Genomic DNA, 16443 nt, shown 5'->3' with positions numbered 1-16443 from the left:
TCAGGCGGAGGCGAAGGCGGTTTGGGCTCCCGCACCTTCGGGCTGTGCGGTTGCGGGCGGGGTAACTGCCGCTGCCGGGTTTGCGGCCGCGTGGGCAACCGCACTGGCGACATCGGCGGCTACGTGGGGATCAAAGACGCTGGGGATAATGTAACTGGCATTAAGCTCATCGTCAGCTACCCGGCTGGCGATTGCCTCGGCGGCGGCCACCAGCATCTCCGGCGTGACGTCCGATGCGCCGGCGTCCAGGAGGCCGCGGAAGAAGCCGGGGAACGCCAGGACGTTGTTGATCTGGTTGGGGAAGTCGCTGCGTCCGGTGGCCACGACGGCTGCATGCCGGGATGCGATGACGGGGTCGATTTCCGGAGTGGGGTTGGCCATGGCAAAGACGATGGCGTTTTCCGCCATCGAGGCCACCTGCTCTTCGCCGATCACGTGCGGGGCGCTGACGCCGATGAAGACGTCCGCCCCCTTGAGGGCTTCGTGCAGGGTACCCGCGAAGCCCTCTTCATTGGTGTTGGCGGCAATCCAGCTGCGGTGTTCGTCGCCGTACTTTTCACCGGCATGGATCGCGCCGGAGCGGCCGGCGGCGATGATGTGCTGCGCGCCCTGTGCTTTCAGGAGCTGGATGATGGCGGAACCTGCAGCACCCACGCCCGAGACAACAATGCGGACCTCGCCGAGCTTCTTGCCCACCACCCGAAGGGCGTTGACCAGGGCGGCCAGGGTGACGATCGCGGTGCCGTGCTGGTCGTCATGGAAGACCGGAATGTCCAGTTCCGCCCGCAACCGGTTTTCGATTTCGAAGCAGCGCGGCGCCGCGATGTCCTCGAGGTTGATGCCGCCGTAGACGGGGGCCATTGCTTTGGCAATCATGATGATTTCTTCGGTGTCTTGCGTATCGAGGCAGACCGGCCAGGCGTCCACGTTGGCGAACTGCTTGAACAGCGCAGCCTTGCCCTCCATTACCGGCAGGGCGGCGGCGGGGCCGATGTTGCCCAGGCCGAGGACCGCGGAACCGTCGGTGAGGACGGCGATGGTGTTCCGCTTCACCGTGAGATTGCGGGCTGCGGACGGGTCCTCGGCGATGGCCAGGCAGACGCGGGCGACGCCGGGAGTGTAGGCGCGGGAGAGATCGTCGCGGTTGCGGAGGGCTACCTTGGGGACAACTTCGAGCTTGCCGCCCAAGTGCATCAGGAAGGTGCGGTCCGAGACGTGCTGGACCGTGACGCCGTCGAGCGCGTTGAGGGCATCCTTGACCCTGCCGGCGTGTTCGTCGTCTGTGGTGTTGCAGGTGACGTCCACTACCAGCGTTTCGTGGTGGGACTCGCTGACGTCCAGCGCGGTGATGGCAGCGCCGGCCGCTCCGACGGCAGCGGCGAGCTCACTGGTGGCGGAGAAGCTGGAAGGGGCCTCCACGCGAAGGGTGATCGAGTTTCCGGGGCTGGGATTCGCCATTGAATGTCCTCCTGTTGGCCTTGGCGGGCAGTGATCTTGCCTGACTGTTTTCGTATTATGGATATTATTATCTGCTTTGTGGAATTACAAGCCCACGGGCCCTTCGACTGCGAAGAGATCCGTGAGGTATGTTGGGTTATCTAGGCCAATTCTTTTCACGATGCGGATAAGAGTTGTCGGAACCGAGCCGCAGGAGACTGGTAGATGGCTGAAAAAAGCCCCGGAGGCGTGCAGTCCGTAGAGCGCGTTTTTGAACTTTTGGAACTGATCACCGACGCCGGGGGAGACGTCACATTGAGTGAACTCTCCTCCTCGACTGATCTTCCGCTGCCCACCATCCACCGGCTGCTGCGCACCCTGGTGACCCTGGGCTACATCCGCCAGCTCCCCAACCGCCGCTACGCGCTGGGTCCCCGGCTCATCAGGCTGGGCGAAGGAGCGAACAAGCAGCTTGGCGCAGTGGCCCGCCCGCAGCTCAAATCCCTGGTGGACCGGCTGGGGGAGACCTCCAACATGGCCGTGCTTGATTCGGACATGGTCATCTACGTGGCCCAGGTCCCCTCCCTGCATTCCATGCGGATGTTCACCGAGGTTGGACGCCGCGCCCATATGCATGACACCGGCGTGGGTAAAGCCATCCTGGCCCAGCTGGACGACGACGCCGTCCGCGGCATCGTGGGCCGCACCGGCATGCCCACCCCCACCGCCAAGAGCATCGGCGACATTGAGTCCCTGCTCGCGGACCTGGGCAGGATCCGTGAACGTGGCTACTCCATTGACGAGGAGGAGCAGGAACTGGGTGTCCGCTGCTTCGCTATGGCCGTGCCGAACGCCCCTACGCCGACGGCCATCTCCGTTTCCGGTCCGGTGTCCCGCGTGGACCAGTCCTTCGGTGAACGTGCCGTGCCGCTCCTGCGCGAAGCCGCCGAGGCCATCTCGAACGAGCTCAACCGCAACTGAAGGCGCGAACTGGCAGCCAATGACCTCAAATCTTCCATTTGAGGGCATCTGCTGCCAGTTCACGCCTGGTGACCGGTTCTTTAGTGGTCAGACTTCGACGACGACTCCACCGGGACTTCCTTGCCGTCACAGTCGATGAGCTTGCCGCCTTCGTAACGGTCGCCGTCGGCCAGGCACTTCAGGTCCTCCTCCCGGACCACGCGCCCGGTGCCCGCCACAAAGACGGACTGGTTCTCGGAGTTGCCCGCCTTGAGGTGGTTGAACAGCAGGTTCAGCAGGATGGCCATCACGGCGGCCGAGCTGATGCCTGAATGGAAGATGGTGCCGAACCAGGACGGGAACTGGTCGTAAAAGGCAGGCGCGGCAATGGGGATCATGCCGAAACCGATGGACGCCGCCACGATGATCAGGTTCATGTTGTTCCGGTACTCCACCTTGGACAGGGTCCTGATGCCGCTGGCGGCCACCGTTCCAAAGAGTACGACGCCGGCACCGCCCAGGACGGGTGTGGGCACCGCCGCCACCACCCGGCCAAGGACCGGCAGCAGACCCAGGACCACCAGGATCACGCCGCCGGCGGTAACTACAAAGCGGCTCTTGATGCCGGTGATGGCCACCAGCCCCACGTTTTGGGCGAAGGCGCTTTGGGTGAAGGAGCCGAAGAGCGGGGACACGGCGCTGGAGAGCATGTCTGCCCGGAGGCCGTCGCCGATCCGGCGCGAATCAACCTTGGTGCCCACGATCTCGCCGACGGCAATGATGTCCGCCGAGGTCTCCGTAAGCGTCACCAGGATCACGATCAGCATGGAGATGATGGCCGCAAGATGGAAGGTGGGCGGGCCGAACGCGAAGGGGGTGGGGAACGCGACGATCTCGCCCTGTCCCACCTTGGAGAAATCAGCCATGCCGGTGACGAAGGCGATGGCCGTGCCGATGATCATGGCCAGCAGGATGGACAGCCGGGAGATGGTGCTGCTGCCCACCTTGCTGAGCAGCAGCACGATGCCCATGGTGGCTGCGGCAAGGCCGATGTTGGCCACGCTCCCGTAGTTGGGCGCCTTGCTGTTGCCGCCCATGGCCCAGTTGGCGGCAACGGGCATAAGGGTCAGGCCGATGGTGGTGATGACCGTTCCCGTGACCACCGGCGGGAAGAAGCGGATGATCTTCGAGAACAGCGGCGTGATGGCCAGGCCGATCAGCGAGGCCACAATGACCGAGCCGAAGACCGACTGGATGCCTCCGCCGCCGTGGACGATGGCAACCATGGTGGAGACGCCGGCGAAGGAGACGCCCTGGACCAGCGGAAGCTTTGAGCCGAAGAACGGGATGCCCACGGTCTGGAGGATTGTGGCCAGGCCGCCCACAAAGAGGCAGGCGGCGATCAGCAGGCCGATGTCCTGCGACGACATCCCGGCCGCTGCGCCGATGATCAGCGGCGGCGCAATAATTCCGCCGTACATGGTGAGGACGTGCTGGAAGCCGTAGGCGAAGCTGCTGCCGATGGAGAGGCGCTGGTCTTCGGGGCGGGCAGAGGGCTGGCGGCCTGTTTTGGCGGCCGGGCTCGATGACTTTTTCTTAAGAATCACGGCAGACTTTCTGGTTCATGGCAGACGTCTTTGTCTGGCTAACGTGGTCTGGCTATTGCTGGGGTGCTTACGGCCCCCCCGCCCCCGGAGTTTTTGGTCAGATACGGCGGGTTCAGGGGGTCTGAAGTCGCCCGATCTGGACAAAAACTCCGGGGGTGGGGGCTGGGTTGGGGGTGGGCGTTTGGGGTTGGTGCGGACTTGTTGCCGAAGGTTTAGCAGAAGCCCGCTATGCCGGACCAGGCCATGTCCGCCGGGGTGGCGTCGTCGCGCTGGACTGTGGCCTCGATCAGCCCGTATGGGCGGTCGGCCGCGAAGAAGACCTCGTTGGGGTTGTCCAGGCCGAACGGGGAGAGGTCCACCAGGAAGTGGTGCTTGTTGGGCATGGAGAACCTGATCTCATCAATCTCGCTGTGGGCCTCCAGGACTTTGGTGCCCATGTCGAAGAGGGTCTGCTGCAGGGCGTGCGAGTACTTCTCGGTGAAGCCTTCGAGCAGGAGTGCCTTGACGTCGTCGTAGTTCTTGTTGAAGTCCAGGGCGCGGAAGTCGGTGCCGGTCTTGTAGCGCCAGCGGGCGGAAACGTCGGTGGCCAGGATGCGGTCCGTGGTTTCCGGGAGCGTGGTGTATTTGTCCTTGGGATACCCCACAAAGCCGGACTGGGTGGACTTGAGGACAGTCAGGTCCGTCAGCCCGGAGATGAGGTGGGCCGTGGCGCCGTCGCGCACCAGGACTGCGGTCCGGACTTCCTGGCCATTGCGCACGAAGGAGTGATTGTGCTCGGCGCCGTGCGCCTGGATCCGGTCCCAGCTGTAGGATTCCGCCTCCCAGCGGCCGCCGGACACCCATTCGAAGCTGGAGGTGAAGTGCTCGCCGAGGCGCAGCAGGAAGGCTTCCGGCGAGCCGACGCCGTCCCGGGCGAAGGCGTAGATGGTGTTCTTTTGGGTGTCGGTGGCCACCACGTGGGCGTTGTCGCCTTCACGGTGGGCGGCCTCAAAGTCGCCCCGCAACTGCGAGGTGACGTTCAGGTCTTCAATCTCGTGGCGGTCCGTGTCCCGGGTGATCTTGACGACCCGGACTTCGGCCTTTCCGTACTGGTTGTGGCCGAGGATGATGTTGCTGCTCATGGTCAGATTCCCAACTTCAGGTATGTGGGACCAAAGTTCCACATAGAAATTAAGCGCGCGTTTCCCACGCGTTTCTTGTGCCGTCGGCCCAACAAAAAATGAGCCGACATCAATAGATGTCAGCTCATTACGACCCTGCCTGCTGCTCCCAGGTTACGTGACGTGCGCCACGAGTTGAGTCCCAGAATAACCCAGCGACGCCGTGGTGTACATCACAAGCTGAAAATTCGGTTTGTGACTGGCAGCTCCGTTGGCCATTGACGCGGGGCATCCAGCAACTTAGGCTATTTCACATAGCAAGATTTAGTTTCCGCTTACCGGAATTACCGATCACTTAGCTTTGAAGGAGGACCAGATGTACCTGCAGGACACCAAGCAGCTTGCACCGACCAACACGGCGGCACCCGCAGTCCAGGAGTTCTACCTCCCCCTTGGAGGCGGTACGGACCCGGACTTCCATCTGCCGGCGGATTGGGAGCACGTCCCTGGTCGCTTGTCGCGCTGGATCCACGGCCTGCCAGGTTTCGGTGGCCAGCGTTCGTCACGAAGCTGACGACGCGCATCCTCGCTGAGGACACGCCAAAGCTCTGGCGACACCCGAATTCGGGTGTCGCCAGGGTCTTTGCATGCCGCCAGGTGATTAGCGCGTCGCCAAGCTTTTTGCGTGTCGCCAGGTAAATAGAGTCTCGACGGCGTCAGGACAGCGGGCGGCCCGGCCACTCCTTGCCAGCCCACGGGTCATAGTCCGCGATGAGTTCCTCCTGTGGCGGCCGCTCGGATTCGGGGATGTGCTGCAGGTTCACCCGCACCCGGTACCAGAGTGAGCTCGATCCACGCATCCCGTCGATGAGCACGTCGGCCGGGTGCAGGGCCGGGACGACGTAGGGGTGCCGGGACTTCCACTCGTCAAGGGCCGCGTTGGCCTCCGCTTTGGTCTTGGTGCGGGCCACTTCTATCAGCGGCATCACGGACTGACGGCGGCCGGAACCGTCACCGCTGCGTGGCGCCTTCTCGGCGGGGCCAAGTTCAGCCGCCAGAGCGAGGAGCCCGTCGAGGCTGCCGGCCGCGTCGTCGATCCCGGCGTGGGGATCGCCCACCTCGGCGAAGCGCTCCGGGACGGTGCGCGCTGTGAATTGTTCCGGCCGGGTGGAGCGGACCTCGTCCCATGAGAGCGGCGTCGAAACCCGCGCATCAGGCAGCGCCCGGACAGAGTAGGCCGATGCCACCGTGCGGTCCTTCGCGTTCTGGTTGAAATCAACAAACACGCTCTCGCCGCGTTCCTCCTTCCACCACCGGGCGGTGGCGAGGCCCGGGGCGCGGTTCTCCACCTCGCGGGCGAGGGTCTCGGCCGCGAGCCGCACGTCGCGGTACGACCACTGCGGCGTGATACGCACCAGGATGTGCAGGCCGCGGGATCCGCTCGTTTTCGGCCAACCCACCAGCCCCACGTCGTCGAGCACTTCCCGCGCCACATAAGCGACATCAACGATCTGTGACCAGTCAACCCCCGGCATCGGATCAAGGTCCACCCGGAGCTCATCGGGGTGCTCCAGGTCCTCGGCGCGCACCGGGTGCGGGTTCAGATCCAGGCAGCCAAGGTTCACCACCCACGCCAGGCCGGCAGCATCACGGATCACGGCCTCTTCGGCTGACGTCCCGGAGGAGTAGTGCAGGGTTGCCGTGTCGATAAACTCTGGGTGGTTCTCGGGGACGCGCTTTTGAAAGAACGGTTCCGAGTCGATGCCCTTCGGAAAGCGCTTGAGTACCATGGGCCGGCCGCCGGCGCCGCGCAGCGCACCGTCCGCAACCGCAAGGTAGTAGCGCACCAGGTCCAGCTTGGTCAGCCCGGGCTCGGGGAACACCACCTTGTCAGGACTTGAGATGCGGACCTCAGCGCCGTCAATGTCCAGAATCTCGGCCGGGGTCTTCGACGGGTTCATGCCGCCACGCTAGCAACGTCTGCTGCCGCCGCATAGGCCCCCTTCAACGGTTCCCCTGGCAGGCACGGTCCCCTTGACATGCACGGTTCCCCTGCCAGGCACGACGGCGGGACGCTAAGTCGTGTGCGCAGGGAACCGTCGAACCGGCGGCGCCGTGCCTAGCCCGCCACCAGCCGGCGGGCCGCCGCGGAGTGCTCTGCGATGAGCCCGGCAATATCCAGGCCCGGGATCTGCCCGTCCACAACCCGCCACTGGCCCCCAACCATCACCCGGTCTGCCCGGTCCGCCGCGCACAGCAGGAGCGCGGCAATGGGATCGTGGCTGCCGGAGAAGCGGAGGTCATCCAGCCGGAACAGGGCGAGGTCCGCCTGCATCCCGGGTGCGAGCTCGCCCAGTTCCGGGCGGCCCAGCACCGCCGCCGAGCCGCGCGTCGCCCAGCCAAGCGCCCGCTCCACCGGGACGTCAGCGCCGTACCGGAGGCGCTGCAGGTAGAGCGCCTGCCGCGCTTCAAGGATCATGTTGGAGGCATCGTTCGACGCCGAGCCGTCCACCCCCAGCCCCACGGGGACTCCCGCGTCCTCCAGTTCCAGGATCCGCGCGGTGCCGGATGCCAGCCGCATGTTTGAGGTGGGGCAATGCGCGACGCCGGTGCGCGCGGCTCCCAGCCGGCGTATCTCGGCGTCGCTGAAGTGGATGCCGTGGCCCAGCCAGGTGCGGTCGGTCAGCCAGCCAACGCTGTCCAGATAGTCCACCGTGCGCAGACCGAACATCTCCCGGCAGAAGTCCTCCTCGTCCAGCGTTTCGGCCAGGTGCGTGTGCAGTCGGACATCCAGCCGCCCGGCGAGCGCCGCGCTTTCGGCCATGATCTCCTTCGTCACCGAGAAGGGCGAGCAGGGCGCCAGCGCAATCTGGATAACCGCATCCCCGCCCCGCTCGTGGTACTGGCCGATCAGGCGTTCACTGTCCGCCAGCACCACCTCCGGAGCCTGGACGGTGGACTGTGGCGGCAGGCCGCCGTCGTCCGTTCCCAGTGTCATGGAACCGCGCGTCAGCGTTGCCCGCATGCCAAGCCGGCGGACCACGTCCACTTCCACGTCGATGGCGTGTTCCAGGCCGTCCGGGAACAGGTAGTGGTGGTCGGCCGCGGTGGTGCAACCGGAAAGCAGGAGTTCTGCCAGCGCAACGGTGGTGGCCAGTTCGAGGTCCCGAGGGGTCAGCCGGGCCCAGACGGGATACAGGTTCTGCAGCCAGGGGAACAGCGGCGCGTTCGCCACCGGACCCCAGGCGCGGGTGAGGGTCTGGTAGAAGTGGTGGTGGGTGTTGATCAGGCCCGGCAGCAGCACGTGGTTTCCGGCGTCGAAGATCTGCTGGCAGGGTGACGCGGGTTGCTGCCCGGCGGCAAGAACCTCCGCGATGACGCCCCCGCTGACCACAAGTCCGCCGGAAGCGTCCAGGGTATTCGCGGTGAAGGCGGCCTGCGGATTCCTGATCCAGAGGCGGGGCGCGGGGCTGGCGGGAAGGGGGTGGGTCATGGCTGTCCTTGTCTGAGCGTAGTGGCGGTGATTCCAGCTCAGTGAGGCCCTGTCTGCTGATCCAGGTAGCCGCGGCTGCGGAGCGGCGGCGGGTTGGGATCAGCCTAGGGAACGATCCTGACCTGCGTCAACGTCCGGAGAATGTGACCACGGGTCCCTGGACAGTGAAGGGAACAGTGAAGACTGCGAAACATGGATTTCACATTGCGAAATTAAAATTCCAGAAAACTATGGCGCAGGCCACACCATGGTGCTAATCTCGAACTTGCCAAAGGCGGGCACCCGGACTGACGGGAAGCTATCTACCAGGCGCAACTAAACCTTCACAGCACATGCTGAAGCCTGGTAACCGTCGCACCTGGTTCTACTGGTCCTGCAAGCGGCAACAGGCTTCCCGGCAATAAGGAAGTCGCATCATGAGTACCACCGTCACGGCCGAGCAGTATTTGGCCAGATCAATCCGGCTGGCAACGGCCAACGTCCTGAACAGCGGCGGGCCCTTCGGCGCCACGATCGTCACGGCTGACGGACAGTCGTTCGACGGCGTCAACCGCGTCACTGCCGACAACGATCCCACCGCGCACGCCGAGGTCACAGCGATCCGCACCGCCTGCCGGGAACTGGGCACCTTCGACCTCAGCGGCGCCATCCTCTACACCAGCTGCGAGCCCTGCCCCATGTGCCTGTCCTCCGCGCTCTGGGCCCGGGTGGAGCGCGTGGTGTTCGCCGCAGACCGGCACGACGCCGCCTCCGTCGGCTTCGACGACGCCGTGTTCTACGAGTACTTCGAGAACAGGGACCGGGATTCCCTGATGCCGGTTGCCAAGCTCACGCTGGACGATCACCGGGGGCCCGCGCCGCTGGAGCCGTTCAACACGTGGAACACGCTCGATTCCAGGATCGACTACTAGGGCCGGTGGCAGAGATGACCATCCTGGATCAATCCCACGGGGAGCATCCGGCTCCACAGCCCGCACGCAGGCCCCAACCTCCGGCGTCGAACGTCCTGGACCGCTTCTTCCAGATCACCCAGCGCGGCTCCACCCTGGCCCGCGAATTCCGCGGCGGCCTGGTCACCTTCTTCACCATGGCGTACATCGTGATCCTCAATCCGCTGATCCTGGGCGGCTTCACGGCGGACAATGCGCCCACCGATGTCGCCGGGGGCTGGCTCTCTGCGGCCCAGGTGGGCGCGGTAACCGGGCTGACGGCCGGTGTGATGACCATCCTGTTCGGGCTCGTGGCCAACCTTCCGTTCGGCCTGGCCGCCGGGCTCGGCATCAACTCGTTCCTGGCGGTTTCGGTGATCCAGGAAGTTACGTGGGCCGAGGCCATGGGCCTGGTGGTGATCAACGGCATCCTGATCGTGCTCTTCGGCATCACCGGTGCGCGGACGGCCATCTTCCGGGCCGTGCCCAAGGAGCTGAAGTCCGCCATCACCGTCGGGATCGGCCTGTTCATCGCCTTCATCGGCTTTGTGGATTCCGGCTTCATCCGTGCCACGGCCGGCGGGCCGCCCGTGCAGTTGGGCGACGGCGGCTCCATCACCTCCATCCCCACCCTGGTATTCGTCGTTGGCCTGCTGGCCATGGGCATCCTGGTTGCGCGCAAAGTCCAGGGCGGCCTGCTGATCGGCATCGTGGGCACCACCGTACTGGCGGCCGTGGTGGAAGCCACCATGAAGATCGGCCCCGCCAGCGCCACCAACCCCGGCGGCTGGCACCTCAATACCCCGGTCCTCACCGGGCAGCTCGTCTCCGCCCCGGACCTGGGACTCGTTGGCCAGTTCGACATGTTCGGAGCCTTCGGCAGGATCGGCGGCCTGGCCGCCACCATGCTGGTCTTCACACTGGTCTTCACCAACTTCTTTGACGCCATGGGCACCATGACAGGACTCGCCAAGAGCGCCGGCGTGGCCCACAAAGACGGCACGTTCCCCCGCCTCAAGCCGGCCTTCATCGTCGAAGGCCTCGGGGCTGTGGCAGGCGGGGCCACCTCCGGCTCATCCAACACTGTGTACATCGACTCCGCGGCCGGGATCGGCGAAGGCGCCCGCACCGGCCTGGCCTCGGTGGTCACCGGCGTGCTGTTCCTAGGCTCGATGTTCCTGACGCCGCTCACCAGCGTTGTTCCGCTCGAGGTGGCGGCGGCTGCCCTGGTGGTGGTGGGCGCCATGATGATGGCGCAGATCCGCGAGATCAAGTTCAGCAAATTCTCGGTGGCCCTGCCGGCGTTCCTCACCATTGTCACCATGCCGCTGAGCTACTCGATCGCCAACGGCATCGGCGTGGGCTTTGTCTCCTGGGCCATCATCGGCGCAGCGTCGGGCAAGGCGAAGAAAATCCATCCGCTGATGTGGGTGGTCAGCGCGGGATTCCTGGTGTACTTCGCCCGCGGACCGATCAACGTGCTGCTGGGCGCCTGAGTCTCACGCCCGTGCCGACGTGCCGGCATCCTTAGCGGATCCGGCGATGCTTGGCCCCAACCCCGATAAGAACGAGAATATGGACACCACTGCGGAAGGAGTGCCGCCATGCTCGACCTGATTCCTTCGCTCAACGGCTGGACAGCAGGCCTGCCCGGTAACCGCTGCGCCGTAGCCACCATCGTCCATGTCAGCGGTTCCGTTCCCCGGCCGGTAGGGACGTCCATGCTCATCTCAGAGTCTGGTGCCGTACTGGGCAGCCTCTCCGGCGGCTGTGTGGAAGGGGCGGTTGTGGCGCTGGCATTCGAAGCAATGAACGACGGCGCCACCCGCCTTGAGAGGTTTGGCTACAGCGCCGCCGATGCCTTCGCCGTCGGGCTCACCTGCGGTGGCGAACTGGAGGTGCACATTGAGGCCTTGGCCGCCGAGGGAACCCGGCCGGATGCCGGAGTGGAGACGCTCCAGCATCTGCGCGGCGTCCCGGCGGACGGGCCGGTGGCGGTGATCCGGCGGGTGGACGCCAACGGCCGCGGGCTGGTGGTGGTCCATGATCCGGGGACCTTCCAGGTGGCCCGCTCTGCCGGAATCGCCCGGCTTCTGGAGCTGGCGCCGGACACGGCCCCGAACCCCACCGCCACCGGCCGCAGCATCACCGAGCTCAGCACCGGCAGCACCACCGGCACCACCCCTGAGCGCAGCACAACCCCTGACGATGCCCTGCTTTCGGCCGCCGCGCAGCTTGAACCGCTGCTTCGCGGCGGCCGGACAGGGCTGGTCAGGCTGGCACCACCTAACGGCTGCACGGTGTCCCCCTCCGGTGTTTCACAGGGGCACTCTCCAGCACCCGAACTTGTCACGTTGCTGGTGGAAAGCCGGCTGCCCCCACCCAGGCTGCTGGTTTTTGGCGCCAACGATTTCAGTGCGGCACTGGTGCCGGCCGCCAAGCTGCTCGGCTACCGCGTCACACTGGTGGATGCCCGGCCAGCCTTCGCATCGCAGGCCCGGTTCCGGGCCGCAGATGACGTGGTCACAGACTGGCCGCACAGGTATCTTGCAGCAGAAGCGGCAGCAGGACACCTCGATCCTCGCACCGTGATCTGCGTCCTGACCCATGATCCCAAGTTCGACATCCCGCTCCTGGAAGCTGCTTTGGCCCTGGACGTTGCCTTCGTCGGCGCCCTGGGGTCCAGACGCAGCCACCTCCAGCGGGTGGACGCCCTCCTGGCTGCAAGGGTGCCCCCTGAGCAGATAGCGCAGCTGCATTCACCCCTTGGACTGGACCTCGGTGCTGTGACGCCGGCCGAGGTGGCCGTATCCGTTGCCGCGGAAATCATTGCAGCACGCAACCCGGCCGCCAGCCACCAGCCCCTCAGGGAGACCGCGGGCCCCATCCATCAGGCGCTGATCCATCAGGCGCCCGACCATCAGCAGGCCGCCGCGCGGCCCGCCCCGAACCCCCTTGTCCCGAACCCCCTTGTACAGCAGGAGACAGCATGGACATGAACACCATCGAGGCGGTGGTCCGCACTGCGGACCCGGCCGACTGGCGCGACGGCGATGCCTGGCTGGCAGGCGGCACTGTCCTCTTCTCCTATGGCAGCTATGCATTCGGCCCGCAGCCGCCAAGGCGCCTGCTCGATCTGGGCGCGGCCGGGTGGCACGCGGTGACTGTGGACGGGGAATCCGGGCCGGGCATCGAGCTTTCCGCTACCTGCACCGTCGCAGATCTCTACGGCCTGCCGGACACTCTTGCATCCCGCCGAACGGACTGGCCCGCCCTTGACCTCATCAGGCCCTGCTGCGATTCCTTTGTGGCGTCCTTCAAGGTCTGGAACATGTCAACTGTGGGCGGCAACCTCTGTACCTCCTTGCCGGCCGGGCCCGTGATCTCGCTATGCGCCGGCCTGGACGGGGTGGCCACCATCCTTGGCCCGGGCGGCGCCAGCCGCACGGTTCCGGTGGCCGGCTTCGTCACCGGGGACGGGCAAAATAGCCTGGCACCCGGCGAGCTGCTGCGCAGCGTCCACCTCCCGGCGTCGGCCCTTTCCGCACGGGTGGCGTTCCGCCGGCTGTCCCTGAGCAACCTGGGCCGGTCGGGAGTGCTGCTGATCGGAAGGCTCGACGGCGGCACCTCCTTTGTCCTGACCGTCACCGCCGCCACCAAGCGGCCTGTGCAGCTGCGCTTCGGCCAACTGCCGGACGCTGCCGGGCTGGCCGCCGCGCTGGACGACGCCATTCCTGCGGGCCTGTACCACGACGATATCCATGGCCTGCCTGCCTGGCGGCGGGACATGACCTACCGGCTGGCGGAAGAAATCCGGGCCGAGCTGGCAGCCCCGGCCGGCACGGCGCCCGCCAACGTCTCGGGGGATTTCTGGCCGCCACACAGGTCTCCACAGCAAACTGCCGCCCCTCAGACAGCTGCACCGCAAACAGCCGCCCCTCAGACAGCTGCACCGCAAACAGCCGCCCATCAGACAGCTGCACCACAGGAAGGGGCCTGAGGAATGGCTATCGAAATCAATGGCACCCCGGCGGCGGCTGAACCGCGCCCCGGGCAATGCCTGCGGACCTTCCTCCGGGAGCAGGGCACCCTGGGCGTTAAGAAAGGCTGCGACGGCGGGGACTGCGGAGCATGCACCGTTCATGTAGACGGCACTCCTGTCCACAGCTGCATCTACCCGGCCGTCCGGGCCGAGGGACATGCAGTAACCACCATCGAAGGCCTGGCCGCCAGCACCGGGGCAGGGGGCAGCAGCCTTCACCCCATGCAGCAGCAGTTCCTGGAGCGCCAGGGTTTCCAGTGTGGCTTCTGCACGGCCGGGATGGTGATGACGGCCGCCACCTTCACCGAGGACCAGAAGGACAACCTGCCCCGCAGCCTCAAGGGCAACCTGTGCCGCTGCACGGGCTACCGGGCCATCGGGGACGCCATTTGCGGCCACGCCGGGCATCCTGATCCGGCAGGGCAGGGTTCCGGAATCGGCGGCGAAGGCCAGCCGGAGCCCCACCCGGGGCAACTGGGTGACGACGTCCCCGCTCCCGCCAGCCGCGCCATCGTCACAGGCACTGCCCGCTACACACTGGACGTTCCCCTCGACCGGCTGCAAGACGGGCTGCAGGACGGGCTGCACGGGGACCAGCATCAAAACGGCGGGCTATCCGGCGATCAGCTGCAGGGGCTGCTGCACCTGAAACTCGTGCGCTCGCCGCACGCCCACGCCAAGGTCCTTTCCATCGATACGGAAGCTGCGCTGAAGGTGCCCGGGGTGGTGGCAGTGTTCACGCACCAGGACGCTCCGGCCCAGCTGTTTTCCACTGCCCAGCACGAGCTGTACACCGATGATCCGGACGATACCCGGGTGCTTGATGACGTGGTGAGGTTCATCGGGCAGCGCGTTGCCGCCGTCGTGGCCGAATCCGTGGCCGCAGCCGAAGCAGGCGCCCGGGCGGTGAAGGTGGAGTACCGGGAACTTCCGGCCGTCTTCACCCCTCAGGATGCCATCCGTCCCGGCGCGCCCGCCGTCCACGGGGACAAGGACGGTGCTGCCGCCCGAATCGCCCGGCCGGAGCAGAATGTGGTGGCCGAATTGCACTCCGAACTGGGCAGTGTGGAGCAGGGCTTCGCGGCTGCGGACTTTATCCACGAACAGACCTACCGCACGCAGCGCGTCCAGCACGTGGCGCTGGAGACCCACGCTGCCATCGCTTCCCTGGATAAGGACGGGCGGCTGCAGGTGCGCACCTCCAGTCAGGTCCCATTCCTGGTCCGGCGCACCCTCTGCCGGGTCTTCGGCCTGCCTGAGGAACAGGTCCGCGTGGTGGCAGGACGGGTGGGTGGCGGTTTCGGCGGCAAGCAGGAAGTGCTGACCGAGGACATCGTGGCGCTGGCCGCCTTGAAGCTTGGCCGCCCGGTCCAGCTTGAGCTGACGCGCAGCGAACAGTTCACAGCCACCACCACCCGGCACCCGTTCACCATCCAGCTCAAGGCCGGTGCCAGCCAGGAGGGCACGCTGACCGCGCTGCAGCTGGACGTTCTGACCAACACCGGCGCGTACGGCAACCATGGCCCGGGCGTGATGTTCCACGGCTGCGGGGAATCCCTGGCCGTGTACAACTGCACCAACAAGAAAGTGGACGCCCAGGCGGTCTACACCAACACCGTTCCCTCGGGGGCGTTCCGGGGCTATGGCCTGAGCCAGATGTTCTTTGCCATCGAATCGGCCATGGACGAACTCGCCATCGGGATTGGCATGGATCCCCTGGAGTTCCGCCGCCGCAACATGGTGCGGGAGGGCGACCACATGCTGTCCACCCATCCGGATCCTGAGGAGGACGTCCTATACGGCAGTTACGGCCTGGACCAGTGCACGCAGCTGGTCAGGGATGCACTGGAGCGCGGTGCCGAGCGGTACCGGGCTGCGGGGCTCGATGACCTCGGCCCGGACTGGGTCACCGGTGAAGGAACGGCGCTGTCCATGATTGACACCGTTCCGCCGCGCGGCCACTTCGCCCACTCCAGGCTCCGGCTCCTCCCGGACGGCACATACCAGGCCGACGTCGGCACTGCTGAGTTCGGCAACGGTACCTCCACCGTGCATGCCCAGCTTGCCGCCACCGCGTTGTCCACGGCGGCCTCGCGGGTTCAGGTGCGGCAATCCGACACCGACCTGATCGAGCACGACACCGGCGCGTTTGGCTCGACGGGCACCGTGGTGGCCGGGAAGGCAACCCTGGCGGCAGCCGAGGAGCTGGCCGTCCGGATCCGGGCGTTCGCCGCCGGTATCAAACAGGTCCAGTCCTCCGGCTGCGTCCTGGACGGCGATTCCGTCATCTGCGAGGGAACGCCCGTCCCGCTCGCTGAACTGGCGCGCACGGCTGCGGAAGCCGGCGTCGAACTCGCCGCAGAAGGGCGCTGGGGCGGGACGCCGCGGTCCGTGGCGTTCAACGTGCACGGGTTCCGGGTTGCGGCAAACCGGGGGACAGGGGAGCTGCGGATCCTGCAAAGCGTCCAGGCCGCCGACGCCGGCGTGGTGGTCAATCCGCGGCAGTGCCGCGGCCAGATCGAGGGCGGAATTGCCCAGGCCCTGGGTGCCGCACTGTATGAGGAAGTGGTGGTGGACGACGCCGGCCGCGTCACCACGGATATCCTGCGGCAGTACCACATCCCCACCTTCGCAGACGTGCCCCGAAGCGAGGTGTACTTCGCCGACACCAACGATAAACTGGGCCCGCTCGGAGCTAAGTCCATGAGCGAAAGCCCCTTCAATCCGGTGGCTCCGGCGCTGGCAAATGCCATCCGCAACGCCACGGGAGTACGGTTTGCCGAGCTGCCCATCGCACGGGACAAGATCTACCTTGGCCTCCGGGACGCGGCCAAGGTTACCCGCGAGTCAAGTCCGCAACCCATATAGTCGAGGG

Annotated in this window: 12 protein-coding genes; 7 read left to right on the top strand and 5 right to left on the bottom strand. The window is 66.1% G+C overall.

Features of this window, described 5'->3' with window-relative positions; genetic code table 11:
- Positions 1-1458 carry a malic enzyme-like NAD(P)-binding protein gene (locus M1E17_RS19395; RefSeq protein ID WP_457963547.1) on the bottom strand — a complete coding sequence of 486 codons (1458 nt, stop codon included), beginning with the start codon at positions 1456-1458 and terminating at the stop codon, positions 1-3.
- Between the two features lie 204 nt (positions 1459-1662).
- Between M1E17_RS19395 and M1E17_RS19390 the strand changes: the two genes are divergently transcribed.
- Positions 1663-2418, top strand: a complete 756-nt coding sequence (locus M1E17_RS19390) for an IclR family transcriptional regulator (protein ID WP_457963546.1) — start codon at positions 1663-1665, stop codon at positions 2416-2418.
- Between the two features lie 80 nt (positions 2419-2498).
- Here M1E17_RS19390 and M1E17_RS19385 read toward each other — a convergent pair whose 3' ends face one another.
- The gene (locus tag M1E17_RS19385) at positions 2499-4004 is read right to left on the bottom strand and encodes a nucleobase:cation symporter-2 family protein (protein WP_457963545.1); all 1506 of its coding nucleotides are present in this window, start codon (positions 4002-4004) and stop codon (positions 2499-2501) included.
- Positions 4005-4216: 212 nt separating this feature from the next.
- Positions 4217-5125 carry a factor-independent urate hydroxylase gene (gene pucL, locus M1E17_RS19380; RefSeq protein WP_457963544.1) on the bottom strand — a complete coding sequence of 303 codons (909 nt, stop codon included), beginning with the start codon at positions 5123-5125 and terminating at the stop codon, positions 4217-4219.
- Positions 5126-5480: 355 nt separating this feature from the next.
- Here pucL and M1E17_RS19375 point away from each other — a divergent pair, with 355 nt between their 5' ends.
- On the top strand, positions 5481-5678 hold the full coding sequence (locus M1E17_RS19375; RefSeq protein ID WP_457963543.1) for a hypothetical protein: 198 nt from the start codon (positions 5481-5483) through the stop codon (positions 5676-5678).
- A 142-nt stretch (positions 5679-5820) separates the two neighbouring features.
- Here M1E17_RS19375 and ligD read toward each other — a convergent pair whose 3' ends face one another.
- Together ligD and M1E17_RS19365 are read right to left on the bottom strand one after the other, a co-directional pair.
- Complete coding sequence (gene ligD / locus M1E17_RS19370) at positions 5821-7065, bottom strand: non-homologous end-joining DNA ligase (protein ID WP_457963542.1); 1245 nt, start codon at positions 7063-7065, stop codon at positions 5821-5823.
- A 158-nt stretch (positions 7066-7223) separates the two neighbouring features.
- Positions 7224-8597 (bottom strand): 8-oxoguanine deaminase, encoded by a 1374-nt coding sequence (locus tag M1E17_RS19365; protein ID WP_457963541.1) that lies wholly within the window; start codon positions 8595-8597, stop codon positions 7224-7226.
- A gap of 416 nt (positions 8598-9013) precedes the next feature.
- Between M1E17_RS19365 and M1E17_RS19360 the strand changes: the two genes are divergently transcribed.
- The 5 genes from M1E17_RS19360 (at position 9014) to M1E17_RS19340 (ending at position 16436) form a co-directional block, all read left to right on the top strand.
- Positions 9014-9508: a nucleoside deaminase gene (locus tag M1E17_RS19360; protein WP_457963540.1), complete on the top strand. Its 495-nt coding sequence runs from the start codon at positions 9014-9016 to the stop codon at positions 9506-9508.
- Positions 9509-9522: 14 nt separating this feature from the next.
- A complete protein-coding gene (locus M1E17_RS19355) occupies positions 9523-11022 on the top strand; it encodes an NCS2 family permease (RefSeq protein WP_457963539.1) in 1500 nt (499 codons plus the stop codon).
- A gap of 108 nt (positions 11023-11130) precedes the next feature.
- A complete protein-coding gene (locus M1E17_RS19350; RefSeq protein ID WP_457963538.1) occupies positions 11131-12525 on the top strand; it encodes an XdhC family protein in 1395 nt (464 codons plus the stop codon).
- Positions 12516-13526, top strand: coding sequence for an FAD binding domain-containing protein (locus tag M1E17_RS19345; protein WP_457963537.1), 1011 nt, complete (start codon positions 12516-12518; stop codon positions 13524-13526). The genes M1E17_RS19350 and M1E17_RS19345 overlap by 10 nt, the downstream gene beginning before the upstream one ends.
- A gap of 3 nt (positions 13527-13529) precedes the next feature.
- Complete coding sequence (locus M1E17_RS19340) at positions 13530-16436, top strand: molybdopterin-dependent oxidoreductase (protein ID WP_457963536.1); 2907 nt, start codon at positions 13530-13532, stop codon at positions 16434-16436.
- Positions 16437-16443 lie beyond the last annotated feature (7 nt).

The organism is Arthrobacter sp. D1-29, from assembly GCF_054130585.1.
Note: the sequence above shows the minus strand (reverse complement) of the source record. Positions and strands in the feature narration are given on the sequence as shown.

Coding starts and splice junctions, on each gene's coding strand:
- M1E17_RS19350 (WP_457963538.1), top strand. CDS start 11,131: ATGCTCGACCTGATTCCTTCGCTCAACGGCTGGACAGCAGGCCTGCCC.
- M1E17_RS19390 (WP_457963546.1), top strand. CDS start 1,663: ATGGCTGAAAAAAGCCCCGGAGGCGTGCAGTCCGTAGAGCGCGTTTTT.
- M1E17_RS19355 (WP_457963539.1), top strand. CDS start 9,523: ATGACCATCCTGGATCAATCCCACGGGGAGCATCCGGCTCCACAGCCC.
- ligD (WP_457963542.1), bottom strand. CDS start 7,065: ATGAACCCGTCGAAGACCCCGGCCGAGATTCTGGACATTGACGGCGCT.
- M1E17_RS19360 (WP_457963540.1), top strand. CDS start 9,014: ATGAGTACCACCGTCACGGCCGAGCAGTATTTGGCCAGATCAATCCGG.
- M1E17_RS19365 (WP_457963541.1), bottom strand. CDS start 8,597: ATGACCCACCCCCTTCCCGCCAGCCCCGCGCCCCGCCTCTGGATCAGG.
- M1E17_RS19395 (WP_457963547.1), bottom strand. CDS start 1,458: ATGGCGAATCCCAGCCCCGGAAACTCGATCACCCTTCGCGTGGAGGCC.
- M1E17_RS19340 (WP_457963536.1), top strand. CDS start 13,530: ATGGCTATCGAAATCAATGGCACCCCGGCGGCGGCTGAACCGCGCCCC.
- M1E17_RS19375 (WP_457963543.1), top strand. CDS start 5,481: ATGTACCTGCAGGACACCAAGCAGCTTGCACCGACCAACACGGCGGCA.
- M1E17_RS19345 (WP_457963537.1), top strand. CDS start 12,516: ATGGACATGAACACCATCGAGGCGGTGGTCCGCACTGCGGACCCGGCC.
- pucL (WP_457963544.1), bottom strand. CDS start 5,125: ATGAGCAGCAACATCATCCTCGGCCACAACCAGTACGGAAAGGCCGAA.